Origin of the sequence: Lysinibacillus sp. NPDC096382, from assembly GCF_044762845.1 — a bacterium.
Lineage (GTDB): Bacteria > Bacillota > Bacilli > Bacillales_A > Planococcaceae > Lysinibacillus.
On sequence record NZ_JBIWFC010000001.1, the window covers coordinates 561,576 to 586,801 of the forward strand.

General features: G+C 36.7%; 23 protein-coding genes and 1 pseudogene. 11 read left to right on the forward strand and 13 right to left on the reverse strand.

The window, feature by feature from the left end; genetic code table 11:
- Window positions 1-74 precede the first annotated feature (74 nt).
- The 3 genes from ACIQZA_RS02670 (at window position 75) to ACIQZA_RS02680 (ending at window position 4,904) form a co-directional block, all read left to right on the forward strand.
- Window positions 75-2,099, forward strand: a complete 2,025-nt coding sequence (locus ACIQZA_RS02670; protein ID WP_400935382.1) for a hydantoinase/oxoprolinase family protein — start codon at window positions 75-77, stop codon at window positions 2,097-2,099.
- Between the two features lie 23 nt (window positions 2,100-2,122).
- Window positions 2,123-4,099, forward strand: a complete 1,977-nt coding sequence (locus ACIQZA_RS02675) for a hydantoinase B/oxoprolinase family protein (protein ID WP_402879889.1) — start codon at window positions 2,123-2,125, stop codon at window positions 4,097-4,099.
- 355 nt (window positions 4,100-4,454) lie between these two features.
- Window positions 4,455-4,904 (forward strand): hypothetical protein, encoded by a 450-nt coding sequence (locus ACIQZA_RS02680; protein WP_400935378.1) that lies wholly within the window; start codon window positions 4,455-4,457, stop codon window positions 4,902-4,904.
- 201 nt (window positions 4,905-5,105) lie between these two features.
- On the opposite strand, the gene solA is transcribed toward ACIQZA_RS02680, so the two are convergent.
- The 4 genes from solA to ACIQZA_RS02700 form a co-directional block, all read right to left on the reverse strand.
- Window positions 5,106-6,230 (reverse strand): N-methyl-L-tryptophan oxidase, encoded by a 1,125-nt coding sequence (solA, locus tag ACIQZA_RS02685; protein ID WP_400935376.1) that lies wholly within the window; start codon window positions 6,228-6,230, stop codon window positions 5,106-5,108.
- Window positions 6,231-6,397: 167 nt separating this feature from the next.
- Entirely contained in the window at window positions 6,398-7,750 is a 1,353-nt protein-coding gene (locus tag ACIQZA_RS02690; protein WP_400935374.1) for a uracil-xanthine permease family protein, read from the reverse strand.
- Between the two features lie 42 nt (window positions 7,751-7,792).
- Complete coding sequence (gene guaD / locus ACIQZA_RS02695; RefSeq protein WP_402879887.1) at window positions 7,793-9,160, reverse strand: guanine deaminase; 1,368 nt, start codon at window positions 9,158-9,160, stop codon at window positions 7,793-7,795.
- Between the two features lie 362 nt (window positions 9,161-9,522).
- Window positions 9,523-10,413, reverse strand: coding sequence for a LysR family transcriptional regulator (locus ACIQZA_RS02700; protein WP_400935370.1), 891 nt, complete (start codon window positions 10,411-10,413; stop codon window positions 9,523-9,525).
- Window positions 10,414-10,532: 119 nt separating this feature from the next.
- Between ACIQZA_RS02700 and ACIQZA_RS02705 the strand changes: the two genes are divergently transcribed.
- The 5 genes from ACIQZA_RS02705 (at window position 10,533) to ACIQZA_RS02725 (ending at window position 15,893) form a co-directional block, all read left to right on the forward strand.
- A complete protein-coding gene (locus ACIQZA_RS02705; protein ID WP_400935532.1) occupies window positions 10,533-11,735 on the forward strand; it encodes a YbfB/YjiJ family MFS transporter in 1,203 nt (400 codons plus the stop codon).
- A 169-nt stretch (window positions 11,736-11,904) separates the two neighbouring features.
- Window positions 11,905-12,495: a TetR/AcrR family transcriptional regulator gene (locus tag ACIQZA_RS02710; RefSeq protein ID WP_400935368.1), complete on the forward strand. Its 591-nt coding sequence runs from the start codon at window positions 11,905-11,907 to the stop codon at window positions 12,493-12,495.
- Window positions 12,496-12,600: 105 nt separating this feature from the next.
- Entirely contained in the window at window positions 12,601-13,698 is a 1,098-nt protein-coding gene (gene pdhA / locus ACIQZA_RS02715; RefSeq protein WP_402879885.1) for a pyruvate dehydrogenase (acetyl-transferring) E1 component subunit alpha, read from the forward strand.
- On the forward strand, window positions 13,698-14,675 hold the full coding sequence (locus ACIQZA_RS02720; RefSeq protein ID WP_402879884.1) for an alpha-ketoacid dehydrogenase subunit beta: 978 nt from the start codon (window positions 13,698-13,700) through the stop codon (window positions 14,673-14,675). The genes pdhA and ACIQZA_RS02720 overlap by 1 nt, the downstream gene beginning before the upstream one ends.
- Window positions 14,676-14,687: 12 nt before the next feature.
- The gene (locus ACIQZA_RS02725; protein ID WP_402879882.1) at window positions 14,688-15,893 is read left to right on the forward strand and encodes a dihydrolipoamide acetyltransferase family protein; all 1,206 of its coding nucleotides are present in this window, start codon (window positions 14,688-14,690) and stop codon (window positions 15,891-15,893) included.
- A 147-nt stretch (window positions 15,894-16,040) separates the two neighbouring features.
- Here ACIQZA_RS02725 and ACIQZA_RS02730 read toward each other — a convergent pair whose 3' ends face one another.
- Together ACIQZA_RS02730 and madM are read right to left on the reverse strand one after the other, a co-directional pair.
- Window positions 16,041-16,526 (reverse strand): NUDIX hydrolase, encoded by a 486-nt coding sequence (locus ACIQZA_RS02730; RefSeq protein WP_400935360.1) that lies wholly within the window; start codon window positions 16,524-16,526, stop codon window positions 16,041-16,043.
- 151 nt (window positions 16,527-16,677) lie between these two features.
- Window positions 16,678-17,371, reverse strand: a pseudogene (madM, locus tag ACIQZA_RS02735) (malonate transporter subunit MadM); the annotation flags it as partial.
- A gap of 31 nt (window positions 17,372-17,402) precedes the next feature.
- On the opposite strand from madM, the gene ACIQZA_RS02740 reads away from it, so the two are divergent.
- Together ACIQZA_RS02740 and ACIQZA_RS02745 are read left to right on the forward strand one after the other, a co-directional pair.
- Window positions 17,403-17,681, forward strand: a complete 279-nt coding sequence (locus ACIQZA_RS02740; protein WP_400935358.1) for a hypothetical protein — start codon at window positions 17,403-17,405, stop codon at window positions 17,679-17,681.
- 135 nt (window positions 17,682-17,816) lie between these two features.
- Complete coding sequence (locus ACIQZA_RS02745; RefSeq protein ID WP_402879879.1) at window positions 17,817-18,806, forward strand: Rpn family recombination-promoting nuclease/putative transposase; 990 nt, start codon at window positions 17,817-17,819, stop codon at window positions 18,804-18,806.
- Here the strand turns inward: ACIQZA_RS02745 and ACIQZA_RS02750 are convergent.
- From ACIQZA_RS02750 to ACIQZA_RS02770, 5 genes are read right to left on the reverse strand one after another with little or no spacing between them, the layout of a single operon-like run.
- On the reverse strand, window positions 18,786-19,457 hold the full coding sequence (locus ACIQZA_RS02750) for an FtsX-like permease family protein (protein ID WP_402879878.1): 672 nt from the start codon (window positions 19,455-19,457) through the stop codon (window positions 18,786-18,788). The genes ACIQZA_RS02745 and ACIQZA_RS02750 overlap by 21 nt on opposite strands.
- On the reverse strand, window positions 19,414-19,908 hold the full coding sequence (locus ACIQZA_RS02755; protein ID WP_402879876.1) for a hypothetical protein: 495 nt from the start codon (window positions 19,906-19,908) through the stop codon (window positions 19,414-19,416). Before ACIQZA_RS02755 ends, ACIQZA_RS02750 begins: the two co-directional genes overlap by 44 nt.
- A 9-nt stretch (window positions 19,909-19,917) precedes the next feature.
- On the reverse strand, window positions 19,918-20,628 hold the full coding sequence (locus ACIQZA_RS02760) for a response regulator transcription factor (RefSeq protein ID WP_402879874.1): 711 nt from the start codon (window positions 20,626-20,628) through the stop codon (window positions 19,918-19,920).
- A gap of 23 nt (window positions 20,629-20,651) precedes the next feature.
- Entirely contained in the window at window positions 20,652-21,359 is a 708-nt protein-coding gene (locus ACIQZA_RS02765; RefSeq protein WP_400935348.1) for an ABC transporter permease, read from the reverse strand.
- 18 nt (window positions 21,360-21,377) lie between these two features.
- Window positions 21,378-22,256: an ABC transporter ATP-binding protein gene (locus ACIQZA_RS02770; RefSeq protein WP_402879871.1), complete on the reverse strand. Its 879-nt coding sequence runs from the start codon at window positions 22,254-22,256 to the stop codon at window positions 21,378-21,380.
- Between the two features lie 571 nt (window positions 22,257-22,827).
- Between ACIQZA_RS02770 and ACIQZA_RS02775 the strand changes: the two genes are divergently transcribed.
- The gene (locus tag ACIQZA_RS02775) at window positions 22,828-22,974 is read left to right on the forward strand and encodes a hypothetical protein (protein ID WP_400935344.1); all 147 of its coding nucleotides are present in this window, start codon (window positions 22,828-22,830) and stop codon (window positions 22,972-22,974) included.
- A gap of 151 nt (window positions 22,975-23,125) precedes the next feature.
- On the opposite strand, the gene ACIQZA_RS02780 is transcribed toward ACIQZA_RS02775, so the two are convergent.
- On the reverse strand, window positions 23,126-24,142 hold the full coding sequence (locus ACIQZA_RS02780) for an ABC transporter permease (RefSeq protein ID WP_400935342.1): 1,017 nt from the start codon (window positions 24,140-24,142) through the stop codon (window positions 23,126-23,128).
- Window positions 24,139-24,867 (reverse strand): ABC transporter ATP-binding protein, encoded by a 729-nt coding sequence (locus tag ACIQZA_RS02785; protein WP_400935340.1) that lies wholly within the window; start codon window positions 24,865-24,867, stop codon window positions 24,139-24,141. Before ACIQZA_RS02785 ends, ACIQZA_RS02780 begins: the two co-directional genes overlap by 4 nt.
- Window positions 24,868-25,226: the final 359 nt, after the last annotated feature.

Genomic DNA, 25,226 nt, shown 5'->3' on the forward strand with positions numbered 1-25,226 from the left:
AAGTAACACGATGTGAACAACCGCAAAATGCGTGTTAGCCTTTTTAAAATTTATAAATGAAAGAAGGTAGAGCAATGGCACAAAGTCGTTTAGCAATTGATGTCGGTGGAACGTTTACGGATGTATTTGTTTTTAATGAAGAGACGGGAGAAGTATTTGTCACAAAAACGTCGTCAACACCTTCAAACCCGGAACAAGGAATTCTTAATGGAGTAGCAAAAGCGGAACTAAATGGGAAGGATATTAAAATTTTTTCTCATGGTACAACAGTTGGAACGAATGCATTAATTGAACGCAAGCTACCAAAAACAGCACTTATTACGACAATGGGCTTTAGAGATGTCATCGAAATCCGCAGAGGGACGAAAGAAGATATTTGGGATACGTACAAAGATACTGCGAAGCCTTATATTCAACGGCGTGATCGATTTGAAGTGACAGAGCGAGTAGATTATGAAGGAAATATTCTTCAAGCCATTGATGAAGAGGAAGTTCGTTTATTAGCAAAAAAATTACAACGCAGAGGAACAGAATCCATTGCTGTCTGTTTCATCAATGCCTATGTGAACGGGGAAAATGAGGCGAAAGTCAAAGGAATTTTAAAAGAGGAATTACCGGATGTCTATGTTTGTATTTCCAGCGAGGTGCTTCCGGAAATTTTTGAGCATGAGCGTATGAGTACAACGATTATCAATGCCGTTCTTGGACCTATTATGAGTAATTACATTAGTAAGTTAAGCACTGAAATGCAGAAAAAGGGCTATGACGATGAAATATTAGTTTTACATTCTGGTGGTGGTGTTATGACTTCAAGTACAGTGCCCCGCTATGCTGCTAGATTAGCAAGTTCTGGGATAGCTGCTGGGGCAATTGCCAGTAAGCATATCGCGAAGTTATGCGGATTTGACAATGCAATCGGCTTAGATATGGGTGGTACAAGTACCGATATTTCACTGATGCATAAGGGAGATATACGAATTACAAAGGATTGGTCGATTGAATATGGCTATCCAATTGGTTTCCCGAGCATTGAAATATTAACAATAGGAGCTGGTGGGGGGAGCCTCGCCTGGAAAGATGAAGGCGGTTCTTTACGAAATGGACCACAAAGTGCAGGGGCAGTACCAGGTCCAGCTTGCTATGGCCGAGGAGGCATTGAGCCTACTAACTCAGATGCAAATTTAGTGTTAGGACGTCTTGGTGTGGATTTGTTAGATGGAACGATGCAGTTAAATAAAGAGGCAGCTAGAGAAGCTGTGGAAAAGATTGCAAATTCATTCGATCGAACGGTTGAAGAAGCGGCAAGTGCCATTATAGAAGTTGCAAATGCCAATATGAGTGATGCAGTTCGATTAATATCAGTACGGAGAGGCTATGATCCCCGTGATTTCGCGCTTGTAGCTTTTGGTGGTGCAGGTCCATTACACGGTGCCTATTTGGCAAAAGATTTAAACATTCCAAAAGTCATTATTCCTACGCATCCAGGTGTAGCAGCGGCAATGGGGTGCCTACTTGTAGATGTACGCCATGATATTTCTAAAACATATGTCAAAAAACTAGATGAAGTAAGTGTAGAGGAACTGACAAATCAATTTAATGCATTGCGAGAAGAAGCAAGAGAATTATTAGAAGAGGAAGGAATAGCAGAAAACACAACGTCATTAACGAATTATATAGATCTTCGTTATAAAGGACAATGGAGATCTCTAGCTGTTCTCGTATCCGATCAAATCACTTCCCTAGATGCTATTTTGGAAGCGTTCCATCAAGAACATGAACGAGAATTTGCATTTTCTGATAAGGATCAAGCTGTAGAAATATTTGGCTTACGTGTAACGGCTATAGGAACAGTACCAAAACCTAATTTTCCTCAATATGTTCCTGAAGGCTCATTGGAAGCTGCTTTTAAAGAAACACGTCCTGTTTATTTTGAGGGTAAATATATTGAAACAAACGTATATAATCGCGACAAAATACCTGTTTATACACAATTTGCTGGTCCAGCCATTATCGATCAGCTAGATACGACGACTGTAATTCCACCAGGGTTTACTGCGGAAGTAGATGCCTATAAAAATATTATTATTACGGTGAACTAATACGCGATAAGGAGGAATTGGCTATGAGTACAACGAAATTGGTGACACATCATAAGGTCCAAAATCTAGACCCAGTAACATTTGAAGTGTTAAAAAACGGCTTTGTGAATTTAGTCGATCAAATGGCTGAACAAATGTTACGTACATGTTACTCGTTTGTCATTTATAATCGAGATTTTAGTTGTGCATTATGCGATGCACAGGGGAATACCGTTATGCAGGGAACGCAAGATATTTCCGTACATGTAGGGACATTACATTTAACTGCAAAAGCTGTTTTAGAGGATTTCGCTGATGATATTCATCCAGGTGATGTATTTTTAGTAAATGATCCTTATCGTGGTGGAACACATTTCAGTGATGTGCGTGTAATTTCACCAGTGTTCCATGATGATAAACTGATTGCACTTATGCAAACAAATGGACATTGGGCAGATGTTGGTGGTTCTAACCCAGGTTCCTTTGATATTACAGCAAAGGAACATTACGGGGAAGGGCTACGTATCCCACCTGTTCGTATTTATAGTAAAGGTCAATATTTAACAGATGTTGTGAAGATTATTGTCATGAATATGCGCATTCCGGAAGAACGTATAGGAGATTTAAGGTCTCAAGTGGAAGCGGCAAAGGTTGGAGAGAAGCAGCTCCAAGAAATGATTGAAAAGTATGGCATTCACACGGTGCTAGTAGCCTTTGAAGAAGTTCAAAATTATGTAGAGCGATTAATGCGAGCGAAAATTAAAGCTTTACCAAAAGGACAATGGGAAACGGTGGACTATATTGATATGGATCCGCAATTAGGAGATGGCCTCATTCCAATTCGTGTGAACATGACCATTACGGAGAATGAAATAGCTTATGATTTAAGCGATTCACATCCTTATATTAGCTGTTTTTTAAATGCAGGCTTTGGTTCAGCACTCTCTGGTATTTATGCAGGAACCAAAACATTTTTCCCAGAGATTCCTCTGAATTCAGGATTTTATCGTGTTGTGAAAATATTCCTACCCGAAAACTCAGTCGTTAACGCACCTAGCCCAGTAGCTGTTTCTGGCTATTGTTCAGGCGCTTTTGAAAAAATTATGAATGCCTGCTTCGAATTATGGTCGAATATTATGCCTGAACGCGCTATCGCATGTTCATTTAATTTAGAGTATTTATTAATAGGTGGGTATGATCAGCGGAGAGATAGTAGTGAATATTTTATGTGGTATGACTGGATGGCTGGTGGCCATGGTGGACGTATTGACCGTGATGGTGCAAATACTACCTCGCCGGTTTTTGGGGTAGGTTTGAGTGTTCAACCATGCGAGGGTCAAGAGCGTTTGTCTCCGGTTGTTACAACGAAGCATGAAATAATGATAGATTCAGCTGGTCCAGGTAAATACCGTGGTGGCTGTGGTGTGGAAAAGGGAGGCATTTTAACGGATGTAAACCAAACAGTGATGTCCTATTGCTGTGATCGCTCTCGCTCCATTACATGGGGGATTATGGGCGGCCTACCTTCTATCGCGCAGGGGGCCATTTTAAATCCAAACAAAGAGGATGAAGAATTTTTAGGCACGATTTTCTCCAATGTCGAGTTGAAGAATGGAGAGTCCTTTACACGTCCCTCAGCAGGAGGCGGTGGTTTAGGTGACCCATTAACACGAGATGTAAACGCTGTTTTAGAGGACGTGATAGATGAATATGTTTCGCTTGAGCGCGCAAAACTTGATTATGGCGTAGTCATCCATGAAATTGACCGTGATATAGATGCCTTCGAAATTGATATGACTGCAACATTAAAAGAACGCGATTATATTCGAAAAAATCGTCATAGTTGGCTGGAAACAGATCCAATAGAAGTTGAGCAGATGTATAACAAAGGTGAAATTAATCAAATGGATGTTGTTCGTAAATATGGTGTCATTATGGATTATCAAACAAATACAGCATTGCCAATTTCCACAGAGCAATACCGAGAAGCAATGAAAAAACGTTCTTTAGCATATTGGTGATCATCAAAACGTTCTAGCGCAAATTGCTTGAGTAAAATAAATAAGAGAGTAGTTTACACTACTCTCTCTGTGAAATAAGGGTATACGAATTTTTAATATCAAGGAAGCGTTATGAAAAATCTCACTACATAACTTAAAAAATCTAAAGTTAAGTTGGATGATGGCTAATGCCCAACGAAATATGCTTAGCAAACATATCATATATCAAAACTAATCGGCATGGATAACGAATAAAGTGTTGAATAATAACACCATTAGTGTAAAATTACACTAACGGTGTTATTTTAGTTGTGTGAGTAAATTTTGAAGGACATCGATAAAAAAGTAAAAGTTATGCTAATCGGGAGGGAATGAAATGGCATTTTTACGTTCTTTGCATGTTAAAATTATGATGATGTGTATTGTTGCGTTTTTAGTGGCAGTAATTGGTATCAATCTATTTGATCTCTATCAACTGGGGATACTTGGTATACTCGCTATTATTGTATTTCCAATTACAGTGATTTTAGCTGGAAGACGCTTTGCCCCAGCGCCATTTAATAATTTCACTACGTGGACTGTTATCATTATGATTGGTATTTGCATTTTACATTGGATAGGTCAAGATGATAAGGGACTTTTAATGTCGCTTTTCACGGTTGATTTTGTATATATGTGGCTGCTCTATCACGACCCAGTACGAGAGTATATGGTTGCTAATGATTTTACGTTCTTTCGCTATATCGTGCGCATTGGGCTTGGGTTATTATACGGTATTTTGTTGGATGTCTTCGTCTATTTCGTAAAAAAGATAATGAAACGATAAGTTTACTTAAACAGAAGACAGCCTTATGCCTTTAAAGGCATAAAAATTAAACAACTTTATGATCGTTTTACAAAAGGGCCTGTATCTACAATTACTTGGTAATTAAAGATACAGGCTTTTAATTTCAATGTTTACTTGTTGTTATATATATTTAACTATTAGGAAGTCTTCTCGCAGTAATCCGACACAGTAGTAAGTGCATCAGTTTGTATTAAATCTACTAAGCTTAAAGAGTGATAAATCCTGCTTACTTTTTCCGTTAAGCGTTAAATCAGCTAATACTTCACCAACAGCGCTACTAAATTTAAAACCATGTCCTGAGAAGCCCGCTGCAATGACAATATTTCGATACTCTGGTAAAAAATCAATAATGAAATCTTCATCTGGTGTCATCGAATATTTACATGTTTTTCCGAATTTTAACGCACCATGTTTAGGCATAAAACGATTAATAAAGTTTTGTAAATCTATTAAATCCTGTTCGTCGAATGGCCGTAGCGGATCGTTTGGATTGATAGCCTCACCGCCATCATGTCTGCCAAGCTTTAGGCCTGCTCCATCAATACTGGGAAAACCATAGTACATAGAATCAGCAAATTCAAAACAATAGGCCGGGAAAATTTCTTCATGATAAAGCTGCTCATCCGCCTCAAACCATGCAAATGTTTTTCGCGTCGGTGTTACAGGAATGGCGATGTCCATTGTTTGTAGTAACTCAGTTGCCCAAGCACCAGCTGTCACAATTAAATGTTTGGCCTCGTATATATTATTTGCTGTTTGTACACGGACAATTTCTCCAGCTTTGATGTTCTGCACTTTTTCATTTGTATGTAAGGTTGCTCCTGCTTCAATGGCTAATTTTTTATAAGCGCTAATGCAATCTTCTACACGAAGGACTCCAGCAGTAGGCTCAAAACAAACAACGAAGTCTTCGGGTAAGGATAATCCAGGCCATTTTTCCATTGCCTCAGATGCTGAATACTGTTCTAATGATAAATCGTAGAGCTTAGCACTAGTTTTCACATTTTGAATAAAAGGATGGGCCTCTTCACCGACATTCATTACACCTGTTTGTAAAAATAAAGCTTCATCCGTTAACATTGCAAGCTCTTTCCATAATTCACCCGCTCTTTTGACAAAAGGTACATAGCTAGCTCCTTCTCCGTACGCAAAGCGAATAATTCTTGTCTCCCCATGGTGACTACCTTCTTCGTGGGGAGGATTAAAGGCATCAAGCATCAAGACATTTTTGCCTGCTTTCGCTAAATTATAGCCAGCAGCCATCCCCATCGATCCTGCACCAATTACAATCACGTCGTATATCATTTTAATCCCTACTTTTTTACTATAGTATAACAAAAAAAAGAGAAGGTGGGACAAAAAATTCAGAAATTTAAGCCGATTCCGGACGCCATTATGCCGAGGCATAATTGATATAAGAAAATGCACAATCTCCTAAAAGAGTAGGAGTATTGTGCATTTTAGTTTAAAAGCTATTTCACACTAGGTAATATTTTATTTAATACGATGGCTACTATAGCTGCTGTTGCTATTGGAGAGCCGAATAAGTATTGAACTGTTGTTGGTAATGAGTATAAGAAATCTTTAGGAAGTAACGTTAGAGCTAATGTTAAAATCACTGGCACTGCGATAACATACATTTCCTTTTCACCAATGTTTTCATTTTTCATTACTTGTAAACCACTAATCGCAATAATGCCACAAACGATAACGAATACACCACCGATAACTGCTGAAGGAATGGCAGAAATAAGAGCAGCTAGTTTACCAGAGAAGCCGAATAAAATAAACCAAAAACCTGCAGCAATAAAAACACGACGACTTGCAATACCTGTAATCGATATCACACCTGCATTTGTTGAGTAGCCAGTGACGGGAGTTGAGCCTAGTAATGATGCAATGAAACAACCAATTCCTTCACCGATCACACCGCGATTAATTTGTTTATCCGTTAATGGTTTATCGATGACATTACTCACTGCAAACCATGTACCTGTTGTTTCTGCCATTAAGACGATATAAATAATCACCATTGTAATGATGGCAGAAAAGTTAAACGTGAAGCTGAAATCTGCAAATGGAATTCGAGGCATACTAAACCATTTTGCTTGTGACACTGCTGATAAATCTAAAACGCCCATAATATTTGCTGCAATACAACCTGCGATTAAAGCGATAATTACTGAAGTGATCCGAAATACACGGCCTTTTTTATTAAAGACAAAACCTAGCATAACGCAAAGGATTAGAACGCTAGCTGAAGTTAAAGCTAAATAGATGTTTTGGTTAATAGATGCACCTGCCGCATTAAAAATATTATTACTTAAACCTACAGGCATTAATGAAAGACCGACCACAAAGATAATTGTTCCTCCGACAATTGGCGGAATGAACGTTTTCACGATTTTATTGAAAATACCTGTAAAACCTAAAATAATAACTAAAATGGCGCCGACTAAACTTGCTCCTAGCACAGTACTCCAACCAAGATCTCCACTACCACTTGCTGCATATATACCTACAATGGCACCGATTGGAACATATGAAGGACCTTGCGCTATCGGTAACTTCATGCAAAAGTGAGTTTGAATAATCGTTGCAATTCCGGCCGCAATGAAAGTCGATTGAATCAATGCACTTGATTGACCTGATTGTAAACCGATTAACATCGCAATTAAGAAAGGTACTACGTAGACATCCATTGCCATAACGTGCTGTAAACCAAGTAGGGTAGATTGGCCGAATGACACCTTCTCGTCTGGTAAAACTGTTAACTGCTGAGTTTTCATTTTATCGTTAGCTATTTTGTTATATTGCGTTTCCACTAAGATGTACACCTCAAAATTGTAAATTTGGAATTTTTTTATTTATGCTCTAGCGTGAACCTTATTTCCTTGCACCCAAACTTCACGGATATTTTCAGGGCGCACAAGATACATAATTTTTTGGAAGATATCCTGTAAATCTTCCTTGTTATCAAAAATAGGAAGTTTTGCTGAAGGTATGTTAGTATCGATGATTTGTACATCCCACGTGTAGTTTTCTTGTAATCGACCAATGGGTAGGCTTAAGCTTTCCCCGCCACCTGCTGTTGCTAAATAAAATGCTTCATTAATCGTAATACGTGAATTTGGGACACCACGTTTTTCAGTAGAAAGAGATGTATCAACACCGTCTTCTAACATTCTAGATGACATGACTGCTTGTCTAGCATTATCGAATAGACTAGGTGAGAAACCGCCAGAAATATCTGAGCCTAATCCGATATCAACGCCTTTTGCATGGAAGCGGGCAATTGGAATGACGCTATTTGCAAAATAAGCATTAGAAATTGGACAATGACCAATCGCTGTGCCTGTTTCAGCAAATAACTGTGCATCATCCTCATTTAAGAAATTACAATGTGCCATTACAGATTTATCGCCTAATAGACCAAAATCATGTAAGGCAAAGGCATCATTTTTCTTAAATCGTTCCTTTACATAGCCATGCTCCCAATCGCTTTCACTACAATGTGACTGGATATGTGTATTGTATTTAGCAGCTAATTCTCCTAAACCTTTTAAAGCATCGTCTGTACAACTTGGAATAAATCGTGGTGTTACAACTGGATAAACACCTTGTTTAGTTGATTTGGCTAATTCCTTCACAGCTAAAATAAATTCTTCTGTATCTTTTAGTGCAGTTTGAGTATTTGCATCTCGATAATAGTCTGGATTTTGTTTAGGATCATCCATCACAACTTTCCCAACTAGACCTCGTTGCCCTTTTTTAGCACAAATTTTCGCTAATAGCAGGCTTGCTTCTTTATGGACGGTTGCAAAATAGAGCGATGTAGTTGTTCCATTTGCAAGAAGATTACTTACTAAATCTTCATAGACCTCTTGTGCGAACTCTAAATCGGAGAATTTGGATTCGATCGGGAAGGTGTATGTGTTCAGCCAGTCATAAAGTGGAATATCTAATGCAGTTCCAGCTTGTGCCCATTGCGGTGCATGAACATGCAAATCGACAAAGCCTGGTAGGAAATATTGTCCTTCAGTTAATTGATGAAAATTTTCTTGATGCTGATATGAAGTTAGCAGATTTTGATAATCTGGATGCTCAGGAGCTACTGTTTTCTCAATCATCCCGTTAGCATTAATGAAGAATAAATAATTCTTTAAAATTTGTATTTCAGTAGGAGACTTACTTGAAAAAGCTGTCCCTTTAAAAATTAACGTATATTTAGTCATGAAAACCACCTTAATGTTCGTGTATTGATGAATTCATGGATTATTATAGGTCATTAAAACTGTTTAGTCTATATAAAAACGAATAATAATGATTTCTCTTTTAGGCTTCTTGAATGAATGTCACTATTTTTTTATAGATTTTACAGGCATTGGGATTAATTGTTGCTGAAAGTTGAGGTGGGATGTCATCAGTTGATTGGAGTGGAGGCAGGACGCCCTCAAGTAGCCCGAATGGAACGTAAATCTACCTCCCGTGTTTTGGTGATGAGATATAGTAGATTACAAATTTTAGATATAAAAAACTACACATCAATTCGTTATTGCACAAATTTTGTGTAGTTCGAACTTTTGAAAAGTAATTGTTATGAAATTGAATCATTAATGATGTTACTAAAAGTATTAAAGGTCGAAGAGGTATTTTGTTCATTTTTCCTTGTGCAAAGATAAATAGGACGCTGAATATCGATGTCTTTTATTAAAACTCGCGCTACTTGCTGTCGTTGAATGAAGCTAGAAGCCGCTATGGATGGAGCTAGCATCGTACCATACCCAGCTGCAATGGCGTAAATGGATTCATTGATCCCGTCCAATTGAAGCCCTACTCTTGGTGGTGGAATTTTATGAACTTTACATAAAGCATTCAAATATTCTTTCGTAGAGCTACCATCTTCACGTGAAACAAATGGCTGCTGCATTAATTCCGCTAATGTCACTTTCTGTTCTGCCAGCGGATGACCAAATGGGACGATAAACCAATAATCAAGATTCATGAGAAATTGATAATTAATATCTGGATGATGCCCATCTTCTTTTACGATAAAAGCCATATCAACCTTATAGTGAAGCAATTCTTCAATAACCTGCTGGGAGTTAGCCGTTTTTATGTGGATATTAGTTGTCGGATAGGCTTGTTTATACTTTGCGAGCCATTTTGGTAGTAAAAAATGGGATGGGACATGGGTAGAAGCAATTTGTAATTCTTCATTACCTGTGTTTTTTAATTGCTCTAGTTTGTTTTCAATATCCAATTCTAAATCAAATAGTCGCTGAGCCTGTTTAAATAAAAATTCCCCATTTTGTGTTAAGGTAATTCCTCGACCTTTTGGTTCTAACAGCGTTAAGCCTAGTTCTTTTTCCAAATTTCTAATTTGAATGGTAACGGCAGGTTGACTAATCATTAGAGCTTGCGCTGCCTTAGAAACACTTTTGAGCTCAGCTACTTTTGTGAATAATCTAAGAGCATGTAAATTCATTATGTATCCCACCTCTTATAAAAATTTTTTATCCTTTTATATAAATTATATATTAGATTTATTAATTTTCACTCTGTATCCTTTTAATTACAAAAAGTTTTTAGGGGGTGGGAGACATGATGAATCGACAGCACATCGGAATTTTATTTGGTGGGGTGCTATTACTTGTAGTGGCTATGGGGATTAGCCGGTTTGCATTCACACCAATTTTGCCATTTATGCGTCAGGATGTCGGGTTTTCGTTTGAAGTTGCAGGGTTTTTAGCATCGAGTAATTATATTGGCTATTTCATTGGCGCTTTGTGGGCAGGGTTTATCAATCGCCAAAAGAAGAACTTTTTATTGTTAAGTGTTGTCTTGAATGTCCTTTCTGTTGTTCTTATGGGAATCATTGAAATATATAGTATTTGGCTTGTACTTCGTCTGATTGCGGGCATTACAGGGGGACTTATTTTTGTATTAACATGTAGTATTGTTATGGATTATTTAGCAAAGCATTCACTTACACGATGGTCAGGTTATTTATTTGGTGGTATCGGATTAGGAATTGCTATTTCAGGTTTATTAGTCCCTGCTATTGAAGCACGTTTTGCTTGGCAAGGTACATGGATCGGTTTAGGGGTTTTATCTGCAGTTTTTTTAGTGACAACATTTATACTTTGGAGAGATTTGCATGTACAAGATAGTGTGAAAACCGTAAAATCCTCGGATGCAAAAATGACAAAGGGCTTTATGCCATGGTTGATTGTCGCCTATGGCTTTGAAGGATTAGGCTATATTATCACGGGTACATTTTTAGTGGATATCATTCACAATATTCCTTCACTACAAGCATACTCTTCGTATAGCTGGGTCATTGTTGGGGTAGCGGCTATTCCATCAGCACCTGTTTGGACTGTTTTATTAGAAAAATTCTCTGCCATCAAAATTTTAGTAGTCGCCTATGTATTGCAAGTATTAGGTATATTGTTACCAGTATTTTCACAAACAGTATGGAGTGTATTATTATCGTCATTTTTATTCGGCTTAACATTTGTAGGCATTGTGACGTTAACGACCTCTTATGCACGTCAGCTATTCCCGACGCAAAGCGGTCCAGTCGTATCATTATTAACAACATTTTATGCCTTTGGACAAATTATCGGACCGATCATCGCGGGTCAGCTTGTAGCAGTTTATAGTAGCTATAAGGCAGCACTTGTCTTTGCAGGAGTCATTGTATTTTTTGCATTGATTGTTATGTTATGTGGAAGGTGGATCACTGTTAAACGACAATCCACTGTAGACAATGTATTGCCTATCAAAACTCAATCTAGTCCTTAAACTAGAAAAGCCAGAAATCCTATTGGGAATTTCTGGATTTTTTTACCGGTTTTTTATGTTGAAAGGATAGTAAAATAGATGGCTTTGGATTGAACGCTAGCTAAAAGTTGACTTTAAAAGGAATTATTTATTATGTTTAGTAAAACGAAAATTTGGGAGGGTGATATAGGTGGATAAGCGAGAGCGAACAAGAGCACAAATATTAGTAGCGGCAAAAAATGTTTTTTTAGCAATTGGATATAAGGAAACGACGATCAAGTTAATTGCCAAGGAAGCAGGACTAGGTTACGGGACGATTTATTCTCATTTTAACTTAGGGAAAGAGGAAATTTTGGCAACTTTAGTTGAGGATGTCATGGGCCCATTCTATAAAATTGTAGAACTAAATTATACGCCTAAAAATAAGCAAGAGGCTTTTAAATTTACGTTTAAAAATACATATAATTACTTATCCTTGGCAGTTGAAAACAAGGAAATATTTAGATTGATTCATGAAGCAAAGGGGGTGTCCCCGTTAATTGAGGAGAAATGGGAATCAATCACGGATCAATTTATTAAAAGGGTGTCTGCCAACGTAGAAATTGTTCGACAGCTGGGGCTGATTCGCAATGAAAATTATCATGCAGAGGTTATTGCGGGTTCATTGTATTACATTGGAGAGCGGTATTTATGGAAAATTATTTTGGACAAAACAGACATTCCAATTGAAGAAATTGCACGTGATATGACAACCATGTATATATACGGTTTGTTTAAATAATTCTGCTTAAAGTGAAAAAAAGCTAAATAAAAACAAAATTAGCTAATGACGTGGCTTCGGTTTCTTATTTATAATAGAAATAACGTTATAAAGGGAGGAATTGAAATGTGGTTAAATCAGTCATGTTTAGAGGGAGAAATTGAAATGTGGTTAAATCAGTCATGTTTAAAAATTGACACCGCGTCAGTTTTGGAGGAAGATTGTTCGCTTTCGGAAACTTTCTTTAAAAGAACGGCCACAGATGAGCAATGCATCGCAATGTATAAACATATGGTACAAGGAAGAATCTTTGATGGCATTGCATTGAAATTTCAGCGCCAAGGTAAAATAAAAACATATCCACCAATTAGAGGGCAAGAAGCAGCACAGGTTGGAAGCGCTTACGCATTGACTTCGAATGATTGGATTTATCCTAGTTACCGAGATATTGCGGCTTCATTTGTTCACGGGATGCCTATCGATAAGTTCTTTTGTTACACAATGGGTAAAATGGCTGGGCAGCATTTAACTGATTTATCTATTTTTCCTATTCAAATCGTTATTGGAGCGCAATTTTTACATGCGGTAGGTGGGGCATGGGCTAGTAAATATAAAGGGGAAGAAAGTGTTTCGGTTGCTTATATGGGTGATGGAGGTACCTCTGAGGGCGATTTCCATGAAGCATTAAATTTTGCAGGTGTATATAAATTACCAGTGGTTTTCTTTATTCAAAACAATCAATGGGCAATTAGTAATCCAATTCATAAACAAACCGCTAGCCAAACAATCGCACAAAAGGCTTTGGCTTATGGGATTACAGGAATTAGAGTAGACGGCAATGACGTATTAGCAGTTTATGAGGCAACGAAGCTTGCTATAGAAAAAGCTAAAAATGGAGAGCCTGTGCTGATTGAAGCTGTTACATTTCGCCAAGGACCTCATACAACTGCAGACGATCCGACGAAATATAGAGACCAAGCTGAAGTTGAGCAATGGCTGACAAATGACCCTATAGAAAGAATGAAAAAATTTATTGTTTCTACTGGACTATGGGATGAGAGGCAAGAGGAGGAGCTGTTAAATGACTGTGAAGAAATCGTTTTAAAAGCCTATGAAAAGGCACTTACAATTGAAAAGACAACGATTCCAAAAGTACTAAGAGCAACGTATGAAACAATGCCTCAAAACTTAGTAAGACAAATGCAACAAAGAGGAGGGGTGTAATGATGGAGATGACAATAGTACAGGCAATCAATACATGTTTAAGCCAAGCAATGGAAAATGATGAAACAATCCTCTGTCTCGGTGAGGATATCGGAAAGAATGGTGGGGTTTTCCGTGTGACGGACGGGCTCATAGAACGTTTTGGAGAAAGGCGTGTAGTTGATACACCGATTGCTGAGTCTGCAATTATCGGAGCTGCAGTAGGTTTAGCCACTAGAGGACTTAAACCAATAGCAGAAATACAGTTTTTAGGGTTTATTTATGAGGCGATGGATCAAATGGTAGGACAAGCTGCACGCCTTCGTTCTCGAACGGAAGGTACAGTTACCGTGCCACTGGTTGTTAGAGCACCGTACGGAGGAGGGATTCATGCACCTGAATTACATTCAGATAGTTTAGAAGCATTGTTTTTACACTCACCAGGTTTAAAGGTAGTTATGCCAAGTACACCTTCCGATGCTAAAGGGTTACTCGCAGCGGCGATTAAAGATCCAGACCCAGTATTGTTCTTAGAGCCATTGAAGCTATACCGAACGATAAAAGAGGAAGTACAAGAAGAATACTATGAAGTGCCTATTGGTAAGGCGGCGATTGTTCAAGAAGGGGAGCATGTGACCATCGTTACATATGGTCCGAGTGTCGTAACGGTAAAACAGGCAGTAGCGCAATTACAAGAGCAGGGTGTGTCTGTGGAAATCATTGATTTACGCACAATCGCACCTATTGACTATGAGACTATCATTCAGTCGGTAGATAAAACTGGCAGACTAGTCGTTGTTCATGAAGCGGCAAAAACAGGCGGTGTAGGGGCGGAAATCGCAGCAGTTATTGCCGAAAACTGTATGTATGCTATGCATGCACCTATTTTACGTGTCACAGGTTATGATACACCGTTCCCAGTATCGAGCATTGAGGCAGAATGGATGCCAACCGTAGCGCGCATTGTAAGTGCAGTACAAAATGTCATGAAAGAATAGGGAGGGATAGTAATGTATGATTTTTTACTCCCTGATATAGGGGAAGGTTTACATGAAGCAGAAATTGTTGGCTGGTTTGTAAAACAAGGGCAAAAAGTAGCGATTAATGAGCCGTTAGTAGAGGTTCAAACCGATAAAGCCGTTGTAGAGATTACAGCGCCAATTACAGGGGTGATTGAGAAGCTTGGAGGCGAGGAGGGGAATACCATTACGGTAGGTAGTCTGCTTTGTCAATTTAGTAAAACCTCAGATTCGTCACCACCCCAGCGAACTCAGCCACTTGAAGAGAAAATAGAGGAGAATATGCCGAAAAAGGTGACTGAATTTTCAATATCCAATAGGGTGAAGGCAGCCCCTTCAGTTAGAAAAGCAGCACGGACTATGGACATTAATATTGAAGAAATACAGGGCAGTGGACCAAACGGACGGGTGTTGCGAGGTGATTTAGATAGACATGCTAAACAATCATCGTCTGCGATAGCACTAGTGCAAAATAAGTCAAAACGTATTGAAGATGAAGTGAATGAAAATAAAATCATCCCTATTCGTGGCTTGCGCAAAGCAATCTTTGAAAATATGCAAAAAGCTGTTTCTAAAGCAGTATTATGCACCGGAATGGAAAAAATTAATGTAACGAAATTAGTGGCTTTTAGGAAAAGTATTCAACAACTGCCGGAAATGAAGGACAAAAAAATAACTTACTTACCTTTTTTTATCAAGGCAGTAGCGACAGCTTTACAGGAACATGAGCAGTTTAATGCCAAGGTAGATGAAGATCAAAAAGCACTTGTGATTTTCCCTTATATTCATATTGGTGTTGCAGTTGCTACTTCAGATGGTCTACTTGTGCCAGTGATAAAGCATGCAAATAAAAAAAGTATTTTTGAAATTGCAGAGGAGCTAGAAAGCTTATTGGCAAAGGCTCTTTCTAAAAAAGCAACGGTAGAAGATTTAACAGGTAGTACTTTTACGATTTCTAGTACAGGAAAGGACGGGGCAACATTTGCGACGCCGATTACGAACTATCCTGAAGTAGCAATCCTGGGCACTCATAAAATTGTGAAAGAGCCAATCGTAGTAGAAGATACAATACAAATTGGCCATACAATGACACTGTCTTGCACATTTGATCATCGTGTTATTGATGGCGAGCCAGTAAATGCATTTATGCGTAGTGTGGCAGACTATTTAGAGGAACCTGTACGTTTTTTACTATAGTTCAAAAATGATAGATGCTAGCCAAAGCGATTTCTGTTGTTCTGTGGATAGTATGCAAGTGTCGCTGTGCAAAATGAGATTTGCACAGCAAAGAAAATAATTAATCCTCGTAAACGCCTCTGTTGTGTTTACGAGTTTTTGTGTCATCTAGACAGTAAATGTTTGTGCAAATGGGGTAGAAGTAACGTTGATCAATTTATTATCTTTATATGTAAATATATATTCATAGTTGGTTGTTTCATCCAACATTTTCGGTAAGTAATATTTTAAATCTGCTATTCCTACATTTTTAGGATGGAAAATCCATGATAGATCTTTCCAATCTAAAATGCCTTCTGCAACTTTAATCGGTGTCACATAATGATAGGATTCTGGTAATTCAGCAATAAAAGCATACATACAGCCGTAGTCGGTCATTCCATCAGTCCAGGTTATTTTTCCTTTGAATGTAATATCGTTCAGTAAGATGCCCGTTTCTTCCTTAATTTCTCGTAAGGCACCAGCTAGTGGCGTTTCATTTTTCTCAATCTTTCCACCTACACCGTTCCAAGCTCCCATCCATTCTGGAAAGTCTCTATTTAGCAATAATATTTGATCACCCTTCTTAAGAAAGCAAATTGTAAATTCAACCAAGTCTTGTCCCTCCTTTTTGTTTGTTAAAGCAAAAAAATTCAAGCCGTATATGCCATTGCTCTTATCAAAAAAACTGTAGATGAAAAAATAGTAGCACAAACTAGATAACGTTTGCGCTACTAAAAAAATTATTTTTGCATTATTGTTATTGCTAAAAAATCATATCTGTTAATAAATAGAGTACGGTAGGTGCTAGTAAGCACCTAAGCCTGTATAAAAAGTTGCAGTAACTGCTCCATAAGGTACTAGTTTAGGATCTGTAGCTGCTAATCCTCCTGTTACACCTGAGGTAGTTCCCATTTACCCACCATAAACCATAGCAGTAACAGGGTTATTCAAGCCGATATACTTTGCAACAAAAGGTGTGCCCACCATCACAAGTACTGATTTTACCAAACCAGCAGCAATACTAATGGCAATTACTTCAGAGCTTGCACCTAAAGCTGCTCTGTAACGGGGCCAACGATATACGTAACTGTGCCAGCCCCAATTGTTGCAATACTAACCGCATCATTGTAGCCAAAACTAGTAGCAAAAATAACACCGATTATAAAAGATAAGACTACTCCGATGAACAAAGAGAGGATGCCACGAAGTCCTGATTTTTTTATTTCATCGAAATTGGCCCCAAAAGAAGTAGAAACAATGGCGAAATCACGAAGCATACTACCACCTAAGAAGCCAATACCCGCAAGGAAACTAACATCTGAAAGACCTTTCGCTCCACCAGTTGTAACCCCACCAATATAAGCCAAAATTAAACCAAGCACTATTGCGATAGCAGAGCCGTGGATAAGCCCCTTTGTTAATTTATTTGAAATTAAGTAAGCTATCCACATTGTGATGATGTCGGCAATTGTTTACGCGAGGCAACAATTGGACCAGCAAGTATTAGATTATTTGGATAGTATTGATTTGGATTTTACGATAAAGGATGATATCGGAAATGTATATGATGGCACAAATTTTGGAGGTCGTGGCTTTCCAAACGATATAAGCACGGGTAAGACGCTTGAGAAAATAGATGAAAGGGCAAAGACTTTGACAATTGTGCCACATGTTCGCCTCACCAAATCATCGGAAATGATGGTGAACAAACCGAAGAAAAGAATGCATTCGGTGAATCAGTTGTTAGCAATGGGACAACAGAAGTAGCGGATTATAAAGAAACAACGCTTGCACCGATAGTAATAAATCTACAAAAATAATAGTTATGTAACAAAATATAGCTAATTATCTTCTTTAGCTCCAAAATGCTATAATTAAGGTAAATCATTTGGAGTGATGGGTATGAGTGAAAAGGCTTTACGTAGAATTCCACTTGAAAAATTTGTAGATCTCAAAGTTGATTACGCCTTTAAGCAATTATTTGGTAATGATAATAATAAAGATATAACGGTTGTCTTTCTTAACGCAATTTTAAATCGTACAGGTCGCGATGCTATTAAGGAAGTCTCTTTTTTGAGTCAAGAATTTAGTGGTGAGCATGGGGATGATAAGCAATCTCGGCTAGATATTCTCGTGAGAACCCAAGAAAATCTGATGATTAATGTAGAAATTCAATTAAGCAATCAGTACGATATGATTAAGCGAACCCTTTTTTACTGGTCAAGAATATATACTTCACAGCTTAGAAAGGGTACAGCTTATCACAAATTACGACCAACAATTACCATTAATATTTGTAATTTTAGTTTGTTTGAGCAAACTGATGCTTATCATACTACATTTCATCTGTATGAAGATAATGAAAAATTTAGAATTGATGATGTTCTTGAAATTCACTTTATAGAAATGAATAAATTTATTAAGCATTGGTTTGATAATAAATTGAACCCATTAGATAATGTACTTGCGAGATGGCTATTGTTACTAGGGATGGTTGATGCAAGAAAGGAAAGAGTCTATAAAGAAATCTATTTGGAGTTGGAGGAACTTGCTATGGACGATAAAAAAATAGAAAATGCTTTAACTATTTGGCAAGAATTAAGTCAATCTCCAGAAGAAATCTTTGCCTATGAATCCCGTTTAAAATATATATTAGACGAGGGAGCGAAGTTAGAGGATGCAAAATATTTGGCGGAAAAAGAAGGATTAGCTAAGGGAATAAAACAAGGTATTGAACAAGGTATTGAACAAGGTATTGAACAAGGGGAGAAAAAGAAGCAGCAAGAAATAGCTTTGACAATGTTACAGAAAGGCATTGATTTAGAAACAATTGCTGAATTTACAGAATTAACATTAACTGAAATAAATAAATTAAAGGAACAGCTTGATTAATGACAATCCATTTATCAAAAAAATTCGCGGAGAGGTTTTGGAGATGATTTTCGTTGATATCCAACATCCAAGACAGGCTGCCACAACACTTAAGAGAGATAATCCGATGGTTATTGGCCAATTTATCACAAGGGGTAACTCCAGTATGCCATATTCTACAATAATACTTTGTAAAGCTACTGGTATTACTTTTACACCGATAAAAATCCCGAATATAGTCCCTAGTGCTGAAAGAAACAGGATTCCTGATGAAATCGACCATCTAATAGTATTTGAGGTCATACCAATAGATTTGAAAATTCCGTAAGTTCCGCATTCTTTTCTTACGTTTATTCTAGAAACACTAAAAATAATGATGAATGTTACAGCGATAAATAAAATTTCGATAACAGATAATGGGATTATTAAAACAGCGATCACTTCTTTAAAGACAGCATCTAATAATGTTTGTTGGGTGACAGCTGAGATAGAGCTTTTAAATTTATTGTTTAAATCATCAACGATTTGAGCTGATAATGTCTCATCGACCAAATTGATCATACTATGTTCTGAAGCAGAATAGGTAGCATTATAAACTTTAATAACATCAGCGGTAATTTTCGCTGAATTAGACATATTTGCTATCGATTGATAAATACCAGTAACAATCAAATGATGCTGCTTGCCTTCGACCTAGTTGTACATTCGTCTCACTAATAATAGGAAAGGCAATTTTAATGATCCCCGGTTGTTGTTGAGACGTAAATAAATCATAATGTAAACCCTCTTCTAAGTTGATAAACTGTGAAGAGTCTCCTTCGATTGAATTAAAAATAACTTTCCCATCTAATTGAACAACTGTAATATCTATTCCTTCACTATTACTCATTTCTTGGAGGAAACTGCGTATATTTGAATTCTGTTCAAGATTTGTATAATGGTCTTCTATGTACAATAATAGTTCATTTACTTCTAAACGAATTTGATTGATAACGTATTCATTTTGTGGTTGCTCATTGCGATTTGAATTTGTAAAAAATAGTGTTAGGAAACAAATAAACAACAGTAAAACACAAATTAATATCGCCCATAACCATCTCTTTATCCAATTTTTTAAGTACATTGTGTTCTCCTACGAATGGTTTTGAGTAGTAAATTTATAGCCAACGCCCCAAACAGTTTGAATATAAACTGGACAAGATGGATCGTTTTCAACTTTTTCACGTAGACGTCTAATGTAAACGGTTATCGTATTTTCATCACCATATGTGTCATAGCCCCAAACAGCATCGAGTAACTGATTTTTGGAGAAAACCTTATTACGATGTTTCATTAGAAAAAATAACAAATCAAATTCTTTTGCTGAAAGGGGAATATGCTTTTTATTACAGGAAAAAGTATACTCACCTTTATTGATTTCCATATGATCGATTCGAATAATATCCATCTGGCTCGCATTGTTCTGCTGCCATCTATCCTGTTTTCGTAAATGGGCATTTATTCTTGCCACAAGCTCACTTAAAGAAAAGGGCTTTGTCATATAATCATCTGCACCGAATCCTAATCCAAGAACCTTATCTGTGTCACTGTTGCGTGCACTTAAAATTAGTATAGAAACATTATTATTTTCACGAATTTGACGACATAATTCGATTCCATCGCAATCAGGGAGAGAAAGGTCAAGAATGATAAAGTCAGGAGAGATTTCTTTCATATAATGGATTGCCTCATGACCAGTTCTAGCGATATGGGGATCAAAATGGTTGACACTTAAGTAGTCCTTAATGATATTTGCAATATCACCTTCATCTTCTATAATTAGCACCTTGGCTTTTTTAACCATAAGAACTCTCCTTCTTTAGAAATTTACTTCCTTTTTCGATTCGAAAGGAGGAAGAACAACATGATAACGATGGCCGAATAGATGAAAATCCAAGCAAATTGCCAATAAAAAATGTTCGGTATTGACGTTATTGAATCTTCCGAACCCATCATTTCCAATGAAAGACGAACAGGGGGAAGCAGCCAAATGAGTCCCTTGATCTGAAGAATTGTCTCTTTTAAAGTTGTGATAACGACAGAAACAATTAAAATTCCAAGTACACCCCACCATGTATTTTGTTTGTTTTTTACGAGCTCTCTAGTAAAAATAGCTGAAAGTGCAATAGCTAGTACAGATAAACTAAAATGAGAGAGAAATCCTAGTATTTGATGTATAAATCTTGGTTTTTCTCCAAAGGCGCCAATTAGAGTAGGGTAGATGACTGATACACAGCTTAAGAATAATCCAATCAGTATACAAATCATAAAAATTCCTAAATTATATTGTGTTCGACCTTTTGCATGGAGTGTTGTAATTACTTTTTGCCCTTCATCTTCTGCGTGAAATAGTGTAATTGTAAACCATCCCATTAGAAAAAAGAGAATGATAGCTGTAAACGAATAGCTATCTAATATTGGATTTGGTACAAAGGTATAATTAACAACAAGGCATAAAATGAAAATTGAAAAAGGCGGAACATATTGATAGGTTCTTAAATAATTGATAAATTGATAGCGTAATAAACTTGTCATGCCAGCGTCTATTCCTCCTTAAAAATGAGTATAAAATTGTTCCTCCTTCTGATTGATAGGAATTAATTGTTTAATAGATGCTTTTTTCTGTAGTAGATTCAATAATACTTGATCTGTATCTTCTGTTTTAATAACGGCAATTACTTCATGACAACCATTATTTAAAAGACGTTGTTGTTGTATTTTAAGAAAAGGGAATAGGTTATACAATAATTTCTCGCTTGAAATTTCAAAAATTAAATTATTTTTCGGTATAACGTTTTTATTTAATGAATCAGCTTGAATGACTTTATTATTTTGAATAACAAAAACTGTATCAACAAGATGTTGAAGTAATTTTGTTTCGTGACATGTTAAAACGATACTTAACCCTTTGGCCTTTAAAATTGAAAGTGTTTCTTCTAAATCACTTTGGGCTTTAGGATCGAGTCCTGATAATGGTTCATCTAAGATTAAGAGATCTGTGTCTTCAAGCATTGCCTGCATAATCATAACCTTTTGCTTCATACCTTTAGAAAAGTTAACAATCCGAATGTTCCGAGCTTCCTGTAATTGAAATAATTCGAGTAAATCGTTTATTTTTAACTTTAGTTGTTTTTTTGCCATGCCTCGAATACGGCCCATATGATAAAGATATTCTTCTGGCGTAAACAAAATATGTGAAGGGGTCACTTCAGGCACATAGCCAATTTTTAAAGATTGTCGATGTTTCACGATAGAACCGCTATCAGCATCGACTAATTCCGCAATAATTTTTAGAAGGGTACTCTTACCTGACCCATTCTTTCCTACTAGAGCTATAATTTGGTTGGCACAAATAGAAAATGTAGCGCTCTCTAAGATTTTCTTACCTTTATACTGTTTAGAGATGTTCTGTATTTCCATAATCGTATTCATCTTTACACACCTTTATTTTTAGGCTTTATTGTAAGTAATTCGTTTCTATAACCTACGATGCAAAATATTTAGCCATTAACTGTAAATTTAGTATAGATGAATAGTAGTTCTTTTGCTAATAGAAAGTTGGTGTAATTTTCTATTTTTGGGCAGTTTGTGACCTATCAACATAACGTGGCGTTGATTTCCGTTCCGACTGCGCTTTGTTGCTGACGCTTCGCTTTCGCACAGTAAACATCCGCTGTGCTGCATGGTCTTATCTGTGACGCTAATCCCCAAGTAGCCGCCTAGCCTCCACTGCAACAACTTATATTATGGCTATGTAAAAGACTCTACCCATTTTTGAGCAGAACCCTATGTTTAAACAATAGTTAATTAAAATTTAACTCGATACTAAAATAAAGGAAGTAATTATGTGGAAATACCAATAAAGGGATAATATTTATTACTTGTTTATTTTTAATAAATGATATTTTACTGTGTTACAATTAAGAGCGTAAATACCAGATTAGATGAATAAGGCTAATTGATTGAAATTATTTTATTCTTAATATTGAACGGAGTGAGATCTATGCAACGATTTCTAAATGATTTGTTAGGAGCAATAAAAGATAATTTAAAACTTATTGGTTATTATTTTCTGGGTGTATTTTCAGTAGGAGCTTTCTTGTATGCTGTTACTTTTGTTTTAAAATTTATAACTGGAGCTTCTTTTTAAAATTAAATAACCCCTAGAAAAAAATCTAGGGGTTAAGTATGAATTAATAAAATGTCATACATCCGAATTAATTTAGTTCAAAATAAATAGGCCAAAACGTCGTTATAGAAAACGATTTAAACGTTAATTCCGCTACTTCTATACCCTTTGATTATAAGGATCGATATTTTTTTAAACTAATAATATTTAATGTAATAAATACAAGAGCAAAGCAAGCAAGAATCACTAAATCCACTAAAATTTCACTAAAGGAATAACCTTTATACATAACCCCGTTCAAAGCGTCAGCGGCATAGTAAAGTGGCATAATACGCCCAATATTTTGCAGCCACTCCACCATATTATCAAGTGGGAAAATACCTGAAAAGAAAATTTGCGGTACAATGACTAGCGGAATAAATTGCATCATTTGAAACTCTGATGCAGCAAAACTTGATAACAGAGCTCCTAATGATAATGATACAAGTGCAACGATAATATTGATTAGTAGCACAAGCCAGATGGAGCCAACGTGTACGATATCAAGGACATAAACCCCGAATAGAACAATAATAGTCGTTTGAATAAATGCAAACAATCCATAACCAAGCATATAACCAGCAACAATTTCAGAACGTTTAATCGGTGTCGCCAGTAAGCGTTCCAATGTCCCTGAAGTTCGTTCTTTTAACAACGCTATACCTGTAATTAAAAAGACGAAAAAGAACACAAAGAAGCCTGTCAACATCGGGCTAAAAATATCAAAAATAGCGGTATTTTCATCGCCAAATACATACTCTGTCTTCAACTTCATCATTGCAGATTGTTCTGGCTGCAAAACTTGAGAGAGTTTCATTTTTAAAGCCTTGGCTGTAGACGGATCATCATTTAATAATGTGAGCTTCAATTGCGTTTGATGAAAAGCTAACCAGCCATCATATTTTTCTTCTTTTAAATCGGCAATAGAAAAATCATTTTTTTCGATAACATGAAAATCCGCTGCTTCAAGTTTTTCAATGATTGATGCAGGACCATTTGATACGACTACTGTCATTTCAGATTCGTTACTATTAAAAACAAAATACATTAACGAAAGCACAAGAAGAGGTGCAAAAAATAATAAGGCGAGTGTACGTTTATCTCGGATCATTTGCTGCATAATTCTTGTAACAATTGCGCCGATTCTCACAGTGCTTCACCTCCAGCCTTTAAAAACACTTCATCAAAGTCTTTTGCCTGATAATGAGCTTTCAGATCATGTGGTGTTCCATGCGCAATGATATGACCATTGCGCAGCATTGCCAATTGATCACAGCGCTCAGCTTCATCCATGGCATGTGTCGTTACTAAAATTGTTTTATGCTCATCGTTTTTTAAACGAATTAACTCCTGCCAAATTTCCTTTTTCAATACGGGATCAATACCAACCGTTGGCTCATCTAAAATCAACAACTTCGGGTTTTGGATAAGGGCAATTGCAAGGGATAATCTCCGTTTCATTCCACCAGAATAATTCAATACCTTACTATTTAAATCATCCGTTAAATGAACAAGGTTTGCAGCATAATTGACACGCTCCTCACGCTCTTTTTTTGATAATCGATAAAGCTTAGCAAAGAAATGAAGGTTCTCTTCACCGGTTAAATCCAAATATAGCGCATCAGATTGTGCCATATAGCCGATATCCGTCAGTAATTGTTTATGAGGGACAGTATAATTTAATACTTGAATACTGCCATTATCGGGTTTAATCATTCCCATAATCATTTTAATTAACGTCGTTTTCCCACAGCCTGAAGGACCAAGTAAGCCAATTAGCTCTCCCTTTGGAATTTCTAAGGAAAGCGGGGCAATTACTTGTTTTTGATGAAACTTTTTTTCAATGGAGTTTAATGAAATTGCATTGTTTCCCATATATCCATCTCTCCTTTACTGAACACAGTGTTGATACTTGAAATTTTAAGGCAATGTATTAGGAATTACAATAAACAGATAACTAAAAAGTGTTAAGTGATTTTGGATGGAGATTAACATTTTTAAGCTAGATGAAATCAAAAAGACTTACTAAACCCCCAGCATTCGTTGGAAATAGTAAGCCATTCATAAATAACCATTTTACTAAATTAGATTGATGGAAATAAATAATAAGGAATGCCGATATATAAGGTAATACTGTAATTAAATCCTATTTGACCTTGTTGTGATCATTGAGGTAACCAGTAATTAAATATCTTTTGGACCGAAAGCGTAGCGACAAATACTAATCAGAATAA